This is a genomic window from Campylobacter coli, assembly GCA_039516895.1.
Taxonomy (GTDB): Bacteria; Campylobacterota; Campylobacteria; order Campylobacterales; family Campylobacteraceae; genus Campylobacter_D; species Campylobacter_D coli_B.
This window is the reverse complement of record CP154437.1, coordinates 678,865-695,774: the sequence shown is the minus strand read 5'-3', so window position 1 is coordinate 695,774 and position 16,910 is coordinate 678,865. Positions and strand designations below refer to the sequence as shown.

19 protein-coding genes are annotated in these 16,910 nt (G+C 30.7%); 12 read left to right on the top strand and 7 right to left on the bottom strand.

The window, feature by feature from the left end; translation table 11 throughout:
- The first annotated feature begins 6 nt into the window (after nucleotides 1-6).
- From AAID94_03415 to aat, 11 genes are read left to right on the top strand one after another with little or no spacing between them, the layout of a single operon-like run.
- Nucleotides 7-1,722 carry a M3 family oligoendopeptidase gene (locus AAID94_03415; GenBank protein XAK24581.1) on the top strand — a complete coding sequence of 572 codons (1,716 nt, stop codon included), beginning with the start codon at nucleotides 7-9 and terminating at the stop codon, nucleotides 1,720-1,722.
- On the top strand, nucleotides 1,722-2,159 hold the full coding sequence (locus AAID94_03410) for a hypothetical protein (protein XAK24580.1): 438 nt from the start codon (nucleotides 1,722-1,724) through the stop codon (nucleotides 2,157-2,159). The genes AAID94_03415 and AAID94_03410 overlap by 1 nt, the downstream gene beginning before the upstream one ends.
- Nucleotides 2,156-4,216, top strand: coding sequence for a UvrD-helicase domain-containing protein (locus AAID94_03405; protein XAK24579.1), 2,061 nt, complete (start codon nucleotides 2,156-2,158; stop codon nucleotides 4,214-4,216). The genes AAID94_03410 and AAID94_03405 overlap by 4 nt, the downstream gene beginning before the upstream one ends.
- Complete coding sequence (gene truB / locus AAID94_03400; protein ID XAK24578.1) at nucleotides 4,213-5,031, top strand: tRNA pseudouridine(55) synthase TruB; 819 nt, start codon at nucleotides 4,213-4,215, stop codon at nucleotides 5,029-5,031. Before AAID94_03405 ends, truB begins: the two co-directional genes overlap by 4 nt.
- Nucleotides 5,025-5,252 carry a carbon storage regulator CsrA gene (gene csrA, locus AAID94_03395; GenBank protein XAK24577.1) on the top strand — a complete coding sequence of 76 codons (228 nt, stop codon included), beginning with the start codon at nucleotides 5,025-5,027 and terminating at the stop codon, nucleotides 5,250-5,252. Before truB ends, csrA begins: the two co-directional genes overlap by 7 nt.
- Nucleotides 5,249-6,019: a 4-(cytidine 5'-diphospho)-2-C-methyl-D-erythritol kinase gene (locus AAID94_03390; GenBank protein ID XAK24576.1), complete on the top strand. Its 771-nt coding sequence runs from the start codon at nucleotides 5,249-5,251 to the stop codon at nucleotides 6,017-6,019. Before csrA ends, AAID94_03390 begins: the two co-directional genes overlap by 4 nt.
- Nucleotides 6,016-6,468, top strand: coding sequence for an SsrA-binding protein SmpB (gene smpB / locus AAID94_03385; protein XAK24575.1), 453 nt, complete (start codon nucleotides 6,016-6,018; stop codon nucleotides 6,466-6,468). Before AAID94_03390 ends, smpB begins: the two co-directional genes overlap by 4 nt.
- A 9-nt stretch (nucleotides 6,469-6,477) precedes the next feature.
- Nucleotides 6,478-7,083, top strand: a complete 606-nt coding sequence (locus tag AAID94_03380) for a redoxin domain-containing protein (GenBank protein ID XAK24574.1) — start codon at nucleotides 6,478-6,480, stop codon at nucleotides 7,081-7,083.
- Complete coding sequence (locus AAID94_03375) at nucleotides 7,083-7,373, top strand: ATP-dependent Clp protease adaptor ClpS (protein ID XAK24573.1); 291 nt, start codon at nucleotides 7,083-7,085, stop codon at nucleotides 7,371-7,373. The genes AAID94_03380 and AAID94_03375 overlap by 1 nt, the downstream gene beginning before the upstream one ends.
- Nucleotides 7,370-9,487 carry an AAA family ATPase gene (locus tag AAID94_03370; GenBank protein XAK24572.1) on the top strand — a complete coding sequence of 706 codons (2,118 nt, stop codon included), beginning with the start codon at nucleotides 7,370-7,372 and terminating at the stop codon, nucleotides 9,485-9,487. Before AAID94_03375 ends, AAID94_03370 begins: the two co-directional genes overlap by 4 nt.
- Nucleotides 9,462-10,115: a leucyl/phenylalanyl-tRNA--protein transferase gene (aat, locus tag AAID94_03365; protein XAK24571.1), complete on the top strand. Its 654-nt coding sequence runs from the start codon at nucleotides 9,462-9,464 to the stop codon at nucleotides 10,113-10,115. The genes AAID94_03370 and aat overlap by 26 nt, the downstream gene beginning before the upstream one ends.
- Before the next feature lie 67 nt (nucleotides 10,116-10,182).
- Here the strand turns inward: aat and AAID94_03360 are convergent, their stop codons facing one another.
- Both AAID94_03360 and AAID94_03355 read right to left on the bottom strand, forming a co-directional pair.
- A complete protein-coding gene (locus AAID94_03360; GenBank protein XAK24570.1) occupies nucleotides 10,183-10,821 on the bottom strand; it encodes a MarC family protein in 639 nt (212 codons plus the stop codon).
- 3 nt (nucleotides 10,822-10,824) lie between these two features.
- Entirely contained in the window at nucleotides 10,825-11,181 is a 357-nt protein-coding gene (locus tag AAID94_03355; protein XAK24569.1) for a methionine-R-sulfoxide reductase, read from the bottom strand.
- A 179-nt stretch (nucleotides 11,182-11,360) separates the two neighbouring features.
- On the opposite strand from AAID94_03355, the gene AAID94_03350 reads away from it, so the two are divergent.
- Complete coding sequence (locus AAID94_03350) at nucleotides 11,361-12,158, top strand: ferritin-like domain-containing protein (GenBank protein XAK24568.1); 798 nt, start codon at nucleotides 11,361-11,363, stop codon at nucleotides 12,156-12,158.
- On the opposite strand, the gene pssA is transcribed toward AAID94_03350, so the two are convergent.
- From pssA to AAID94_03325, 5 genes are read right to left on the bottom strand one after another with little or no spacing between them, the layout of a single operon-like run.
- Nucleotides 12,155-12,880, bottom strand: coding sequence for a CDP-diacylglycerol--serine O-phosphatidyltransferase (gene pssA / locus AAID94_03345; protein XAK24567.1), 726 nt, complete (start codon nucleotides 12,878-12,880; stop codon nucleotides 12,155-12,157). The genes AAID94_03350 and pssA overlap by 4 nt on opposite strands.
- 9 nt (nucleotides 12,881-12,889) lie before the next feature.
- Nucleotides 12,890-13,504 carry a phosphatidylserine decarboxylase gene (locus AAID94_03340; GenBank protein XAK24566.1) on the bottom strand — a complete coding sequence of 205 codons (615 nt, stop codon included), beginning with the start codon at nucleotides 13,502-13,504 and terminating at the stop codon, nucleotides 12,890-12,892.
- Nucleotides 13,504-15,450 carry an ATP-dependent zinc metalloprotease FtsH gene (ftsH, locus tag AAID94_03335; GenBank protein ID XAK24565.1) on the bottom strand — a complete coding sequence of 649 codons (1,947 nt, stop codon included), beginning with the start codon at nucleotides 15,448-15,450 and terminating at the stop codon, nucleotides 13,504-13,506. Before ftsH ends, AAID94_03340 begins: the two co-directional genes overlap by 1 nt.
- Nucleotides 15,450-16,298, bottom strand: a complete 849-nt coding sequence (locus AAID94_03330; GenBank protein ID XAK24564.1) for a 50S ribosomal protein L11 methyltransferase — start codon at nucleotides 16,296-16,298, stop codon at nucleotides 15,450-15,452. The genes ftsH and AAID94_03330 overlap by 1 nt, the downstream gene beginning before the upstream one ends.
- A 13-nt stretch (nucleotides 16,299-16,311) precedes the next feature.
- Complete coding sequence (locus tag AAID94_03325; GenBank protein ID XAK24563.1) at nucleotides 16,312-16,704, bottom strand: chemotaxis response regulator CheY; 393 nt, start codon at nucleotides 16,702-16,704, stop codon at nucleotides 16,312-16,314.
- Nucleotides 16,705-16,910 lie beyond the last annotated feature (206 nt).

The window sequence follows — 16,910 nt, the reverse complement described above, 5'->3', positions numbered from 1 at the left end:
AAAAGCATGTTGACTTGGGACTTAGAGGTATTGTTTAAAAACGAAGATGAATTAGAAAATACAACACAAAACTATATTCAACAATCTAAAGAATTCAAAAAAAATTATTCTACTGCTTTAGATAAATTAAACCCTGATGACTTTCTCAACGCTCTAAAAGAATACGAGCATTTACACTTAATACTCTCAAAAATTATGACTTATGCTTATTTATGTTTTGCTAAAGATAGTTCTAAGGGTTCTTTTTATGCTAAATATGAACAAGAATGTAAAAAAATAGAAGAAAATTTATTATTTTTTGAACTAGAATTTTGCGAGCTTAGCGAAGAAAAAACTAAAGAATTGATTGAATTTTGCAAAGGTTATGATTTTTACTTACAAAATCTCATTCAAAATAAACACTACAATCTAAGCCAAAAAGAAGAACGCGTAATGCTTTATCTTTCAAATACAGGAGCAAATGCTTTTAGTAGATTGTTTGATGAAAGCATGGCTGCATTAAAAATTCCTTTCGAAGGCAATAAGCTTAGCGAGGAAGAAATTTTAAGCAAACTTTACAATAATGACAGAAAGATAAGAAAAAAAGCCGCTAAAAAATTTACCAAAGCCCTTGATAAAAATTTAAATTTGCTCACTTTTATTTTCAATATGATCAAAACAGAATTAAGCAATATTTGCAAATTACGCGGATATGAAAGCGCAGAAACTCCAAGGCACTTACAAAATCAAATCACCCAGCAAAGTGTTGATTCGCTGATTCAAACAACACAGAAACATTTTTACCTCGTATCTAATTTCTATAAAAGAAAAAAACAAATTTTAGGCTTTAACAAACTTAAAGATTATGATCGTTATGCACCCATTGGCAAAGAAGCAAAATTCAGTTTTGAAGAAAGTAAAAAAATCATTCTAAATGCTTTTTATGATTTCTCCCCTGTTTTTGGAGATATTGCAAAAGAAGCATTTGAAAAAGGTTGGATAGATGTTTATCCACAAGATAAAAAACAAAGTGGTGCTTTTTCACATTCAGCTACCCCAGATACTCATCCTTTTATCTTGTTAAATTATACAGATGGAAGGCGTGATCTTTTTACTCTTGCTCATGAATTAGGACACACTATACATCAAAAACTTTCTTATAGTGTTTCTTTTTTAAATCAAAATACTCCTTTAACTACAGCTGAAACTGCTTCAGTATTTGCTGAAATGTTGGTATTTGATTATGTTAAAAATAAGCTCAAAAAAGAAGAATTATTAGCACTTTATGCTGCAAAAATTGAAGATATTTTCGCCACTCTTTATAGACAGATTAATTTCACTTGTTTTGAAAGACGCATTCATGCTAATGAAAATGAGCTAAAAAGTGAAGAAATTTCTCAAATTTGGATGGAAGAATCTCAAAAAATGTTTGGTGAAAGCGTGGAACTGAGTAAAAATTATGCCCTTTGGTGGAGTTATATTCCTCATTTTATCCATAGTCCTTTTTACTGCTACGCTTATGCTTATGCCCAGCTTTTAGTACTTGCACTTTATGGGCTTTATAAGAGCAATACTTGCACCGATTTTAAAGAGCTTTACATAAAAATGCTTTCTCTTGGAGGAAGTGTAAGCCCAAAAGAACTTGTGGGAATGTTTGGGTTTGATATAGAAGATAAGAGCTTTTGGGAAATAGGTATAATAGAAATCAAAAAACTTATCGATGAATTTATGAGGCTAAAATAATGATAGAAAAAATTCTAGAAAATGAAAATTTTATTGCTTTAATGCAAAAAAATTGCTATGACTTACTTTCAATCTTAATCCAAGAAAATATAGAATTTTCCGTAGTGGCTAATACAAATTTTATTGATTTTGATCCTGTGCTGCCTGAAAATTTAGATGTCAAGCAAAATCCTTTTGCATTATTTGTCCTTGGAGGATATACTTTTGAGTCCATTCAATTAGAAAAAAATCATATACAATTTCATGCGGGTTTTGGTCCTGATGATTTTGCTAGCTATGTTAAAGTAGATCTTGGAGCAATTACTCAAATTCAAGTTGAAAATAGTGTTTTGTTTGTTAACTTTAGCTTTTACAAACGCAAAGATAATACAAAGTCACAAAAATCCAAAAATATCTTCTTAAGCAACCCTAAAAACAAAGACATTTTCAAAAAATGAATTTATTTACAGGTTTAAATGAAAGTCAAAAAGAAGCTGCAAGCCATATCGATGGCCCTATGCTTATACTTGCGGGTGCAGGTAGTGGTAAAACCAAAACAATCACAACGCGTCTTGCTTATATGATTGGGGAGGTTGGAATTCCTGCTATCAATACCCTCACTCTAACCTTTACAAATAAAGCTGCAAGTGTAATGAAAAATAGAGCCTTAAGCCTTCTTAATAGCAATGAAAATCCTTTACTTTGCACTTTTCATAAATTTGGTTTATTGTTTTTAAAACTCCATATAGAAAGACTGGGAAGAAAAAATAATTTTATTATCATTGATAATGATGATTCTAAAAAAATTCTAAAAGAACTCATTAATGATGATAAAACTAGCCCTCATCAAATTCTTCAGTTTATCTCGCATTTTAAAAATGAAAGCAAAAGCGTTCAAGATGTATTTAGTGATCTAGAATTGTTAAAAGATAATGAAATCAAACATCAAGCCTTGCAAAAAATCGCTATTTATTATCAAAATTATCAAGAATATTTACTCAAACACAATTTCGTAGATTTTGATGATCTTTTGCTTTTGACCAATACTCTTTTAGAAAATGATCAAAATTTCGCCAAAGAGCAAAGTTCTTTTTATCGTTATATCACGGTCGATGAATATCAAGATACCAATGCTTTACAATACAAAATTCTTAAAAATCTTTGCTGCATTCATGAAAACATATGTGTTGTAGGCGATGATGATCAAAGTATTTATAGCTGGCGTGGTGCAAAAATAGAAAACATTTTAAATTTTCAAAGTGAATTTTCAAATGTAAAACTTGTTAAATTGGAGCAAAATTATCGTTCTGTGGGTATGATTTTAAAAGCTGCTAACAATCTAATATCGCACAATAAAAAACGCCTTGGAAAAACCCTACTTTGCACAAAAGATGAGGGCGAAGATATTCAAATTCTAAGTTCGGATAATGAAAAAAACGAAAGCGCATTGGTGGCTAAAAAAATCAAAGAGCTTTTAAATTCGGGCATTTATGCTGGAGAAATTGCTGTTTTATTTCGTATCAATGCTCTTTCAAGATCCATAGAAGAAGCCTTTATGAAGGAAAAAATTCCTTATAAATTGCTAAGTGGAATGCGTTTTTATGAAAGACTTGAAATCAAAGATCTCATTTGCTATTTTAGAATTTTAATCAACCCTAATGATGATTTATCTTTTAAACGCATTATCAATAGACCTAAAAGAAGCATAGGTGAAAAAGCTTTACAGAATTTGGAAGATTATGCGCAAAAAAGAAAAATTTCACTCTTTGAAGCATTATGCGAAAGTGATGGTGGTGTGGGAATTTTTTCTCTTAAAAAAGCACAAAATGAGGCAAAAAAATTCATACAAAATATTTATAAACTTAAAGAATACTCTGATTTAAAAAAAATGATTGAAAAATTTGAAGAACTTTTTGCTCTTAAAGAATTTTACTCTCTTCAAGAAGATGGCGATGAGCGCGTATTGAATATTGATGAATTTTATGCAAGCATTAAAGAAAAAATAAAAGAAGAACCACAAACAACCCTAGAAGATATTTTAAGTGAAATTTCACTGCTAAGCGATCAAGATGGGATTGAGGGCGAATGTGTATATCTTATGAGTGTGCATGCGAGTAAGGGTTTGGAATTTGATCATGTATTTATCGTAGGACTTGAAGAAGGATTTTTTCCTTTAAATGAAAGCGATATAGAAGAAGAAAGACGCCTTGCGTATGTGGCTATCACTCGTGCTAAAAAATGTCTATCACTAAGCATTGCGAAATCTCGTTTTTACCGAGGAAGTCGCACGGAATTAGACTCTAGTCGTTTTTTAGAAGAAAGCCAATTAACAAAAAAATTCTCTGTAAGTAAAACCGAACAAGGATATCACAAAGGAGATCTAGTAAAACATAAAATTTTTGGCATAGGACGCGTTACTAGTGTCAACAAAAGTGCAAAAGAAGAAAAACTTACTATAAATTTTGGCGGAATAGAACGCATTATTATGGCAAGTTTTGTGGAAAAAGCCGTATGAATAAAATTTTTGTTGCTTTTAAACCCGCAGAAATGAGTTCTAATGCTTTTTTAGGCCAGATAAAAAAAAGATATAAAAATAAAAAAGCAGGCTATTCAGGAACCTTAGATCCCTTTGCTAAGGGAGTTTTAATAATTGCTTTTGGGCAATACACTAAGCTTTTTAGATTTTTAAAAAAAACTCCAAAAACATACCGAGCAACACTTTGGCTTGGGGTTAAATCTTTAAGTCTTGATAATAAAAACATACAAGAAATAAAACCTATAAAAGCTTTTGATATCAAACTCTTAGAACAAATCAAAATGGAACTTTTAGGAAAAGTTTCTTACACCCCACCTCAATTTAGCGCCAAAAGAATAGAAGGTAAAAGAGCTTATGAATTTGCCAAAAAAGGTGAAAATGTCGAGTTAAAATCTTGTATAATGGAAATTTTCTCTTGCAAAATCATACATTATACTCACCCTTTTTTACAACTTGAATTAAGCGTTAGTGAAGGAGCTTATATAAGATCTTATTGTGAGCTTTTTGCTAAAAAATTAGGTATTAATGCTACTTTAAGTTCTCTTGAGCGCATCCGCGAGGGAGAATTTTTTTATAATCACGAAAAAAGCTTAAATGTGTTAGAATATTTAAATTTAAAGCCTAATTTCATTAAAGATTTAACAAAACTTGAAAATGGCACTAAAATATCCTTAGAAGAATTAAAATTTCAAGATGAGGGCTTTTACTATATAGAAAATGAAAAATATTTTAGTATTATAAATATTAAAGAAAATAAAGTAGAATATCTTTTAAATAAGGTTGAAAAATGTTAATATTATCGCGAAAAGAAAATGAAAGTATTGTTATTGGTGAAGGAATTGAAATTAAAATCGTTCAAACTGGAAAAGGATATGCTAAAATAGGCATTGACGCTCCAAAATCTCTAATGATTTTAAGAAAAGAACTCCTTACTCAAATCAAAGATGAAAATTTACATTCTGTAGTAAAAAACGATGTTAAATTAGATGACTTAAGTAAAAAATTGATCCAATGAAAGCATACGCTAAAGCAAATATTTTTTTAAAACTTGTCGGATTTGATAAAAGACGATATCATCTTTTAGAATCTCGCTTTATACTTTTAAAAAATCTTTTTGATGAAATTTATATCGTTGATAAAAGCTCTAATTCTCCTAAAGGTTTTGAAATCATTAGCAATTTTAATTGTGAGGACAACATCATCACAAAAGCTTATTGGCTCCTTTGTCAAAATGGCTACCAAAATGAATTGGAAGAATTTTTTAAAACCAAAAGCCTAAAATTAATCAAAAATATTCCCGCATGTGCAGGACTTGGGGGAGGTAGCAGTGATTGTGCAAGCTTTTTAATGCTGATTAATGAAGAATTAAACTTAAAATTAAGCACTCAAAAACTTATAAAATTAAGCACTCAACTAGGCAGTGATATTGCTTTTTTCTTAAGTGGTTTTGAAAGTGCTAATGTCAGTGGATGCGGTGAAATTATAGAAGAATTTAATGATACTATACCGAGCTTAGAATGGATCTTTCCTGAAGTATCTTGCCAAACTAAAAAAGTTTATGATGAATTTGACAAAGGGGAAATTAATTTTGAAAAAAGCATTCTTGATGCTAAAATTTACAAAAATTTAAACACAAAAGAACTTCTAGAAACATTTAAAAATACCCAACTTAATGATTTATTTACTCCTTGTGTAACTTTATATCCTAAAATGTTTCTTTTTTTACAACAAGGTTTTTTTCTAAGTGGAAGCGGAAGTAGTGTTTTTAAGGTACATCGATGAAAATCATTGCTAGAAATAAAAAAGCTTTATTTGATTATAGCATTATAGAACGCTTTGAATCAGGGGTGGTTTTAAAAGGCAGTGAAGTTGTAGCATTGCGTGCTGGAAGGGCAAATTTAAAAGATTCTTTCGTGCGTATTATTAAGGGTGAATTATTTTTACTAAATGCTCACATATCACATCTTAATACTACACATTCTTACTATAAGCATGATGAAAGAGCCGCTAGAAAACTTTTAATGCACCGCAAGCAAATAGATAAGCTTTTGGGTAAAGTTAGTATCGAAGGATACACTTTAGTGGTATTGGATCTTTATTTTAATAACAAAAACAAGGTTAAAGCCACACTAGCTCTAGCTAAAGGAAAAAATCTACACGATAAACGAGAAAGTCTAAAGAAAAAACAAGCAGATATGGAAGCAAGATCTGCTATGAAAAACTACAAATAAAGGATGGGTATGAAAAAAAAAGCAATATTGTCATTTTTTATCTTTATAGGTTTTTTTATAAGTGCTTGCTCGCACCAAGAAGATATACAAAATGATTATATGTTTGAAGAATACAATAAGGGTGATAAAATTGTATTAAATAGTGTAAATGGGGGAGCTAAGACCCTAATTCGTACTGATAAAGGCTTTATTGTTGAGGGTGAGGAAAATAAAGTATTAATGATTGATTTTTTTGGAACTTTTTGCACCCCTTGTAAGGAAGAAGCCTTAGAGCTTAGTAAACTTTGGAAAAACAACTCAAATAAATTTATTATCATGGGACTAACACATTTTGAAAATGTAAGCGATGAAACGGTTAAAAAATTTGCTGATGATTATGGAGCTTATTATTTTTTAAGCAATGATTCGCAAAATGATCGCATAGTTGCTCAAATTTTAAAAGATATTAATTATCAAAGCATGGAACAATTACCCTTTAAAGTAGTAATGAAAAATGGAATTTATCAAAAACTTAGCAATTATTGGGATAATAATACTTCAACAAATTTTTATTTAGGTAAAATTCCAACAGATTACATACAAAATGATTTAAATAAAATTTATAAAGAAAAATAATGCCAAAGTTAAAAGTATTAGAAAAAAGTAAGCTTAAAGAGCCTAAAATGTTTAAGGTTATATTATTAAACGATGATGTAACCACGATGGATTTTGTTATTGAAATTTTAATCAATATTTTCTATCATGATTTCGAAACTGCTAATAAAATTATGTTAGAAGTTCATCTTAATGGAAGTGGAGTTTGTGGAATTTACACTCAAGAAATTGCGCTTTCAAAGCAAAAAAAAGTTTCTAATGCTGCTAAATTGGCAAATTTTCCTTTACAAACTAGAGTGGAAGAAGAATGAAATATCAAGAAAATTTACAAAAATACCTTGATAATGCTAAACACTTAAGCACTATCAATCGTCATGAATTTATAACTTGTGAGCATGTACTTTTTGCTATATTAAAACTAAGTTCAGATTTTAAATCAATATTTGAAGAGCTCGCAGATGCTGAATTTGAACTTTTAGAAAGTGAGCTTAAAAATTATATAGCAGAAAAAAATCAAAGCTTAGATCAAGAAATCGAACCTGTTAATTCTATAGTTTTAGATGAAATTCTTCATCATAAAAATGAAATAAAAATCATCGATTTTTTAGAAAAACTCATCCAAGATGATAGAACATATTCGAGCTTTCTTTTACAAAAACATGGTATGAATTTGGAAAAAATTCAAGATTTTAAACAAAATAGCGAGATGGAAAATTTAAATTCCTACGCAAGCGATTTAACGCTTTTAGCACAAAAAGGTAAAATAGACCCTTTAATAGGGAGAAAATTTGAGCTTGAACGCATCGTGCAAATTTTATCAAGACGTAAAAAAAACAATCCTATTTTAATCGGAGAAGCTGGGGTTGGAAAAACTGCCATAGTCGAAGGACTTGCATTAGCTATTGCTGAAAAAAAAGTTCCAAAAAATCTACAAAATGCTAAAATTTTTAGTCTAGATATAGCAGGACTACTTTCAGGGACTAAGTATCGCGGCGATTTTGAAAAACGAATCAAAGAAGTCTTAGAAGGACTTCAAAAACTTCCTAATGCTATTTTATTTATAGATGAAATTCATACCATAGTTGGAGCTGGAGCAACTGGAGAATCTCATACAGATTTTTCTAATCTTCTCAAGCCAGCCCTAAGCAATGGCACTTTAAAATGCATAGGTGCAACGACTTTCATGGAATATAAAAATACTTTTGATAAAAACAAAGCTTTAAGCCGTCGTTTTGCCAAAATCAATGTAGATGAACCAAGTCAAGAGGAAGCTTTTCAAATTTTGCAAGGCTTGAAAAGCAAATACGAGGATTTTCATAAGATTAAATTTAGTGATGAAATACTTCAACAAGCTGTTGTTTGGGGCAAGAAATTTTTCAGTGATAAATACCTTCCTGATAGCGCTATAGATCTCATAGATGAACTTGGAGCCTCTTATGTTCTTAATGCAAAAGCTAAAAAAAATGCTGATATTAAAGATTTAGAACAAGTTTTAGCCAAAATGACTCATCATCATAAAATGTTTGAATTTGATCAAAACAAAGCCTTGATGAATCTAAGTCTTAATTTAAAAGCAAAAATATTTGGCCAAGATGAAGTTATTGATAAGCTTGTTGCAACCTTAAAACAAAGTTTTGCAGGATTTAAGAACTTAAACACTCCACGAGGAGTATTTTTATTTACAGGATCTAGCGGGGTTGGAAAAACTGAACTTTGCAAGGTTTTAGCAGAATTTTTAGGCTTAAATTTAGAACGTTTTGATATGAGTGAGTATGCAGAAAAGCACAGCATAAGCAAACTCATAGGTTCTCCTGCAGGATATGTTGGATATGAAGATGGGGGACTTTTAAGCAATGCGGTTCGAAAAAATCCTTTCAGCCTTATCCTTTTTGATGAGATAGAAAAAGCTCACCCTGATTTAAGCAATACTTTCTTGCAAATCTTTGACAATGCAGAGCTTACAGACAATAGTGGCCTTAAAGCCGACTTTAAAAATACCATTATAATAATGACTTCAAATTTAGGACTTAAAGAAAGCAATGAGCTTGGATTCTTAAGTAAAAATGAAGAAAAAAGCAACCGTGCTATCAAAGATTTTTTTGCGCCTGAATTTATCAATCGTATTGATAAAATTCTTCATTTTAACGATCTAGATGACGCTGTACTTGTTAAAATCATTCAAAAAGAATTAGACGAAATTTCTAAAAATCTTAAAAATATCCAATTGGTTGCTGATGAAAAAGCTAAGCTATACCTAGCAAAAAAAGCTTACAATAAAGAATTTGGAGTAAGATTATTAAAACGCATTATTTCCGAAGAAATCGGAGAAAAAATCAGCGATGAAATTTTATTTGGCAAACTCAAAAAAGGCGGAATAGCTAAAATCAAGCTCAACAAAAATGGAAAGCTCGACCTTATATTCTAAACTAGTAAATGCGCCTAAAGACGCACCCGTTTTTTTAAGTCAAAAACTAGAACCTAATTTTATCTTAAAAGCCTATAATTTTGGGCTTTTTCCATGGACTAACAAACCCGTTACTTGGTGGTGTCCTGATCCTAGATGCATATTAAATCCTAGCGAAATTCATATCCAAAAAAATATGAAAAAATTTATCAATCTTTATCAAATCAAACTTGATTATGATTTTTTAAATCTTATCCATCTATGTCGCACTAAACGCCCTCAAAGTTGGATTGATGATGAATTTATAGAAAATTATTATGAGCTTTTCAAGCAAGGACATGTCCATACTTTAGAACTTTATGAAGATAAAGAATTGATTGGAGGAATTTATGGACTGATTATAGGCAAAGTTTTTTTCGGAGAAAGCATGGTAAGTCTTAGAAAAAATGCTTCAAAAATAGCCCTAATCAAACTTTGCGAGCTTCTTAAACCCTACGATTTTATCATAGATTGTCAAGTGTATAACAAACATTTAGAATTCATGGGGGCTAAAAATATTGAAAGAAAAGTATTTTTAGATATTTTAAAAGAAAAGTGTAATCAAGAAAGCGGATTTACAAATTTTAACGCCTTGATCAATCAAACATAATTTTTAACATCCTTTTGCGCTTGTTTGCTGATATTTATATTTTATATCAGCTTTTTATTGCTCTTCATCAAATATTAAATATATTCTTCACACCTATTATAATCATCTTACATCCCATCGCTACAATGAAAACTTGAGCTATACGAGAAAAAACATGCAAAATAAGCTTTCCAACAATTCTTTCAATTGTAGCAGCAAAATGAAAAAGTGCAAACATAAAAATAAAAGCTATTATCACACCTCCAAAAGCCACATCTAAACCACCGTCTTCTGAAATCACTATCACACTAGCTAAAGTTCCAGGACCTACAAGCATTGGAAAAGCCATAGGTACTAAGCTTTGACGTAAAATTTCTTTCTCATTCATTTCTTGATAAGAATCAAAACTTTGAGTTGCGAGTTTGGTTGAAAATAATAAATTTTTAATTGCCATTATAATTAAAACCAAGCCCCCAGAAACCCTCAAATCATCCAAAGAAACTCTAAAAATATAATTCATAAACAAAGGTCCTGAAAATAAAAAAGCAAGCACGATAGCCAATGCTGTATAAAGTATAGTTCTAAAAAGTTTCTTTCTAAGTGTTAAAGGTAGGCCATCGCTCATGGCTAAAAATTGCGTTAAATTACCAAAAGGATTTAACACAGCTAATAATGTTATGCCCGCAAAAAACATTAAATAAAGCTCAGAGCCTACACTTGAAAACATTTATTATTCACCTTTTACAAATTCTAAAGAGATAGAATTAACACAATGTCTAATATTTTTAGCCGAAAAACCCTCTCCTTCGAACACATGACCTAAATGGCCATCGCAATTAGCACATACAATTTCCGTGCGAATGCCATCTTTATCAGGAAGTCTTTTTACAGCTCCTTTAATTTCATCATCAAAGCTTGGCCATCCGCAACCTGACTTGAATTTATCCTCAGATCTATAAAGCTTAGATCCACATTGCTTACAAAGATAAATCCCTTTTTCGTAAAAATTATTATATTTACCACTAAAAGGAGCTTCGGTGCCTTTATTTAAAATAACCCTAGCCTCTTCTTCGTTTAATTTTTTCATGTTTTTTCCTTATCCAAATTATTCTAAAATACTACTTGAGAATTATAGCAAATTTTATTTTTATCAAAATGTATTATTTTCTAAAAAAGCTTCAGTTTGAAAAATTTTTATAGTAAATCGTTATAAAAATTTAGCTTTATATACTAAAATCAAAAAAATATTTTTAGAAAGATTGTAAAATGCAAAAAGAATTTTTTAACGAACTTGAAAAAATCCTATACGAGCAAAACACTGATAATAAATTTGAAAAATTTACCATATTTTATGATGATTTTAAAAGCCAAAAATTAATTTTTAATCATGAGCAAGGAAGTATTTTTAAGACAAATATTAACCCTAATTTGAAATTATTACACCCTACTCGTATAAGACGCCCCAAACTTGTAAATTCTACTCATTCTTTAGCAAAAATTATTCATTCTATTGCACATATAGAATTTAGCGCTATAAATTTGGCCTTAGATGCAAGTTATCGTTTTAAAAATCTGCCTCAACAATTTTATATCGATTGGTTAGAGGTTGCTGATGAAGAAATTAAGCATTTTAAGCTTTTAAACGCAGCATTAAATGAACTGGGTTACAAATATGGAGATTTTGCCATTCATGATAATTTAGAGGCTGCACTTGAAGCTACAAAGGATTGTTTAAATCTAAGAATGGGAGTGGTACACAGAGGATTAGAAGCCAAGGGACTTGATGCAAATCCCTTTGTAGTGGCAAAACTTGAAAGTTCAAACCATCCTATAAAAAGCCTCTTAAAAGATATTTTACACATTATCTTAAATGATGAAATAAAACATGTAAGAAAAGGAGATAACTGGTGGAAATTTTCTAATCAAAATAATTATGATTTTATAGAAATTTGTAAAATGTTTAATCAATTCTCTTTAGCAGGCAAAACACTCAATATGCAAGCAAGAATAAAAGCTGGATTTAGCAAAGCAGAATGTGAAGCTATAGCTCAATTTTATACTTAAGATTTTATCTTAAATTTAGAAAAAATAATAGTATAAATCGCTCTTACTATTCCATAAAGCACATATAAACTTGCTAAAATTACTAGACTTTCAAGTGGATAAAGATACAAAAAAGAAAAAACAATAATTAAGATAATCAAAACCTTTAAAACACTTGATCTATTAAAATCCAATTTTTTAAAGCTAGGATAGCGTATGTTGCTAACCATTAACAAGCCTAAAGCCGCCTGTAAGATTAAAAAAATGATTCCATAGGCTCTTAAAAAATCATAATAATAGTAACTATAAGTCCAAATAGCACTTACCACAGCAGCAGTAGGTATAGGAAGTCCTATAAAAACAGATGGTTCGTAAGTTCCTGTAGTGACATTAAATCTTGCTAGGCGTATTGCTCCAAAGACAACAAAAAAGGCTGTTATTAAAGAGCCATATCTTCCATATTCAGAACCAATAGCCATGTAAAAAAAGATAGCCGGTGCAGCCCCAAATGCTATTAAATCAGCCAAAGAATCAAATTCAATACCAAATTTAGAAGTGGTTTTTGTAAGCCTTGCTACACGACCATCAAGACCATCGCATATTAAAGAAAAGATAATATACAATAAAGCCATATAATAATTACCCTGTATAGAAGCAACAATAGAAATTACACCCAAAAATGCTGAGGCTGCTGTAAAAAGATTAGGTAAGATATAAATAAATTGTGATTTATTATTGTTCATTTTTTATCCTTAAGCTAGATAGCCTAATAAAGAACCTGATTTTAACTCATCTCCAAGTCCTACATGAATTCGTGTATCTCTTGGCAATAAAATACTTACAGTTCCATTGATTAAAAAGCCCATTTTATCTCCAACTGTCAAACTATGAGATAAATTATCAAGCTTCAATTTTCTATCAAAAGAGCCTGCATATATCCGTAAAACAACATTAGATCCACCACTTGATGCAAAAATGCTTACATTTTCATTCATCATTCTAGCACTTTTTAATTCACTGCATAAAAAAAGTCCATGTCTTAGCACAATATCGCTAATATCCATTTTAAAAGGAGTGTAAAAGGCCCCAGCATCATAAAATGCATTCTTAATGCTTATTTCAACACTTTCGCCTAAGTATTTATCAAAAACATTTTCTATTTTAGTCACCCTACCATCAATAGGTGATAATATGGCCTTACTATCGTTGCAAACTATTACACGATTTGGAATTCTAAAAATAAATAAAAGCACCAATAATAATAAAAAAAGAAGAACAGAAAAGCTATAAAATATCCAGCAAATAACAAACAAGATAAAAACTATAGCTATAAACCAATGTCCTTCTTTGGCAATATATTTTCCCATTACTCTGCTTGCTTACTTTCTTCTTTATGTTCTTCGTTTATTTCTTGCAAACGCGTAGGAAGATTGTTTTCATTTTCATAGGTTTTGATAATATCTCTTACCTTGGCACCTTCTATAGTTTCTTCTTCATAAAGTGCTGCAACCATAGTTTCGATCGCGCCCTTATAGGTACTTAAGGTATTCTTAACATCTTTATAACGCTCATCTAAAGTCTTTTTAACATAGTCATCTAAAGATTCTGCCATTTTTTCGGAATAATCTTTTATAGTTTGACCCCCTGTTAAGAAAGTATTTCTTTGCTTTTCAAGCACCATCAAACCTGCAATTTCACTCATGCCATACATTGAAATCATAGCCTTGATGATATCTGTTGCTCTTTCAAGGTCATTGCTTGCACCGGTAGAAATTTCACCTATAAACACTTCTTCCGCAGCACGCCCACCTAAAAGTACATCAACTTCAGCGATAAGCTCATGCTTTTGCATTAAAAATTTATTTTCTTCAGGTGTGTTGAGTGTATAGCCAAGTGCAGCAAGTCCTCTAGGAATTACAGAAACCTTACTAACACGTTTTGCACCCTTTGTGGTTTCAGCAATTAAAGCATGTCCACATTCATGATAAGTAACGATTTTTTTCTCTTTATCGTTAATACGACGCGATTTCTTTTCGAGTCCAGCTATAGCTCTTTCAACAGCTTCTACAAGATCATTTTGTTCTACATATTTTTTCGAATCCCTGCCCGCTAAAAGTGCTGCTTCGTTGATAATATTTGCAAGATCAGCTCCTGCAAGTCCTGCGGTTAAACGCGCTATATCTTCTACTTTAACCTTTGGAGAAATTTTAACATCTTTCATATGCACTTTTAAAATGTCGCATCTACCTTTAAAATCAGGTTTATCAACCAACACTTGACGATCAAATCTTCCTGGTCTTAAAAGAGCTGCATCTAAAACCTCAGGTCTATTAGTAGCCGCTAAAACAATCACTGGAGAACTTTCAGTTCCAAAACCATCCATTTCAGCCAAAAGCTGATTTAAGGTTTGTTCTCTTTCATCATTACCACCCATCATACCGCTTGCAGCACGACTCTTACCTATAGCATCAATTTCATCGATAAATATGATAGCTGGGGCTTCTTTTTTTGCATTTTCAAACAAATCCCTCACACGAGAAGCACCCACACCAACAAACATTTCTATAAAAGATGAACCTGAAACGCTAAAAAACGGCACATCAGCTTCTCCTGCCACTGCTTTTGCTAATAATGTTTTTCCTGTACCTGGAGGTCCTACAAGCAATAAACCTTTTGGAATTTTTGCACCAAGTTTAATATATCTTTCTGGATATTTTAAAAAATCTACTATTTCTTTAACTTCCTCTTTTGCTTCCTCTACACCCGCAACATCATTAAATTTAACTTTTGGTTTTTCCGAATTTACAAGTTTTTTAGAGCTGCCTATACCCAGTATAGAACTTCCCATATTTTTTTGCATACGGCTTGCCAAAAACATCCAAATTCCAAAGAAAATAAATACAGGCAAAACCCAAGAAAACAAGATATCTGTAAACCAATTTGTTTCAGAATAAGCTCCATAAGCAATATTCTTACTATCAAGCAAGCTTACAAAATCTGGATCGCTAACCTTTTTGGTTGTATAAACCGTATTTTGAGCACTAGAAACTGCTTTTATAGTAGTTTGTCCTATGCTTACTTGATTGATTTGACCGCTTTCAATAAGTTTTTTTAATTCAGAATAAGGTACATTTTTACTAACCTCGGTTCCGTTTAAAGCACCACCTAAAGATCCATTACCATCAAAAAAACCCTTAAAGACAATTATCATAACAATAGCAAAAATCGCAAAAATAAAAATTGGATTCTTGTTAAAAAAATTATTGCCCTGCGGATTACCCTTATTATTAGGAGCATTGTTGTTATTATTCATCATTTTTCCTTTATTTTATTTTTATATACCAAAGAGCACCATTCATTGATTTGCATTTCATCAATAAGCTCTAAATCCTGAAATTTTTCTTTTATTCTTGTTTTATACTTATCCAAAATTCCAGATAAGATAAGTATAGCATTATCTTCTAAATGTTTTTTAATATCTTTTTCTAAAATCAAAATCACATCGGCAATTATATTTGCAACTACTAAATCATATAACCCCTCTGCCTTATCCACAGAACCATGCCAAGCTTGTGCGAAATTTACATTATTCAACCTTGCATTCTCTAAAGCACTTTTAATGGCTAAATCATCAGTATCGCAAATTTCAACCTCACATCCTAATTTTGCCATAACAATAGCCAAAATACCGCTTCCACAGCCTATATCTAAAGATCTCAAATTATTTTTAGCAAATTTTTGTAGAAATTTTACACAACCATAAGTGCTTTCATGATGCCCAGAACCAAAGGCTAGAGCGGGATTAATTTTAATATTGAGATAATTTTCTTTTTCTTCTTGCCAAGTGGTATGAATATAAATATTATCAATTAAAATAGGTTTTATTCCTTTTTTATACTCTTCCACCCAGTCTTTATTTTCTTTTTTTTCGATACTTTTGCGAAGGAGAATATTTTCTTTTAAATTGAATTTTTGACTCAGTTTTTGGGCAAAAATTTCAATCGCCCAAGTAAGCTCTTCTAAATTTTCTTCCGAGCGTATATAAATACCATTGCCTTTTTCTTCTATAGCGTCTACGCCCAAATCGAAAACAAAATCAAGAAATAAATTTTTATACTGCTCTTGAATTTCAAGAAACAGTTCATAATAAAATTTTTGCATTAATTATTAAAAATTACTCAGCCTCAGAGTCTCCGTTGCCGGTACCTAAGACATCTTCAAGTTTTTCTTTTAATACTTGTGGAGTAAAAGGCTTAACTATATAATTGTTTACCCCTGCTTTTAAAGCAGTAATCACCTCAGCCTTACCCCCTTCAGTGGTAACCATAATAATAGGCATATCTTCATATTTTTTTTCTGCTCTTACTTTTTTAACAAGCTCTAAGCCATTCATCTCAGGCATATTCCAATCAGTAATTAGAATTTTAATATCTTCATTTTTTTCAAGCAAATCCCAAGCTTCAACTCCATGTTCGGCTTCAAGAACATCATTATGCCCAAGTCTTGTTAGGGTATTTTTTATAATCCTTCTCATAGTAGAACTGTCATCAACAACTAACAATTTCACAATTTCGTCCTTTCAAAATTTTCATAAATTTTATATATTGTATCCTTTTTAGCCTTATTAATCAAGTTTCTAAAAAATTTTAAAAGCGAATTATAGCATTTTTTACTATATTTTTGTTTAATTTTTTTTATAAAAATGATTGTTTTTTAATTTTTTATTCCAAAATTTCATAAAGAAATTCAGTAAAATCAAACTTTAATATATAT

Excerpts from the sequence above, each read along its gene's own strand:
- AAID94_03415 (XAK24581.1), top strand. The coding sequence starts at position 7 with ATGTTGACTTGGGACTTAGAGGTATTGTTTAAAAACGAAGATGAATTA.
- AAID94_03330 (XAK24564.1), bottom strand. The coding sequence starts at position 16,298 with ATGCAAAAATTTTATTATGAACTGTTTCTTGAAATTCAAGAGCAGTAT.
- AAID94_03370 (XAK24572.1), top strand. The coding sequence starts at position 7,370 with ATGAAATATCAAGAAAATTTACAAAAATACCTTGATAATGCTAAACAC.
- AAID94_03355 (XAK24569.1), bottom strand. The coding sequence starts at position 11,181 with ATGAAAAAATTAAACGAAGAAGAGGCTAGGGTTATTTTAAATAAAGGC.
- AAID94_03340 (XAK24566.1), bottom strand. The coding sequence starts at position 13,504 with ATGGGAAAATATATTGCCAAAGAAGGACATTGGTTTATAGCTATAGTT.
- AAID94_03360 (XAK24570.1), bottom strand. The coding sequence starts at position 10,821 with ATGTTTTCAAGTGTAGGCTCTGAGCTTTATTTAATGTTTTTTGCGGGC.
- AAID94_03350 (XAK24568.1), top strand. The coding sequence starts at position 11,361 with ATGCAAAAAGAATTTTTTAACGAACTTGAAAAAATCCTATACGAGCAA.
- AAID94_03405 (XAK24579.1), top strand. The coding sequence starts at position 2,156 with ATGAATTTATTTACAGGTTTAAATGAAAGTCAAAAAGAAGCTGCAAGC.
- truB (XAK24578.1), top strand. The coding sequence starts at position 4,213 with ATGAATAAAATTTTTGTTGCTTTTAAACCCGCAGAAATGAGTTCTAAT.
- ftsH (XAK24565.1), bottom strand. The coding sequence starts at position 15,450 with ATGAATAATAACAACAATGCTCCTAATAATAAGGGTAATCCGCAGGGC.
- pssA (XAK24567.1), bottom strand. The coding sequence starts at position 12,880 with ATGAACAATAATAAATCACAATTTATTTATATCTTACCTAATCTTTTT.
- aat (XAK24571.1), top strand. The coding sequence starts at position 9,462 with ATGGAAAGCTCGACCTTATATTCTAAACTAGTAAATGCGCCTAAAGAC.
- csrA (XAK24577.1), top strand. The coding sequence starts at position 5,025 with ATGTTAATATTATCGCGAAAAGAAAATGAAAGTATTGTTATTGGTGAA.
- AAID94_03375 (XAK24573.1), top strand. The coding sequence starts at position 7,083 with ATGCCAAAGTTAAAAGTATTAGAAAAAAGTAAGCTTAAAGAGCCTAAA.
- AAID94_03390 (XAK24576.1), top strand. The coding sequence starts at position 5,249 with ATGAAAGCATACGCTAAAGCAAATATTTTTTTAAAACTTGTCGGATTT.
- AAID94_03380 (XAK24574.1), top strand. The coding sequence starts at position 6,478 with ATGAAAAAAAAAGCAATATTGTCATTTTTTATCTTTATAGGTTTTTTT.
- smpB (XAK24575.1), top strand. The coding sequence starts at position 6,016 with ATGAAAATCATTGCTAGAAATAAAAAAGCTTTATTTGATTATAGCATT.
- AAID94_03410 (XAK24580.1), top strand. The coding sequence starts at position 1,722 with ATGATAGAAAAAATTCTAGAAAATGAAAATTTTATTGCTTTAATGCAA.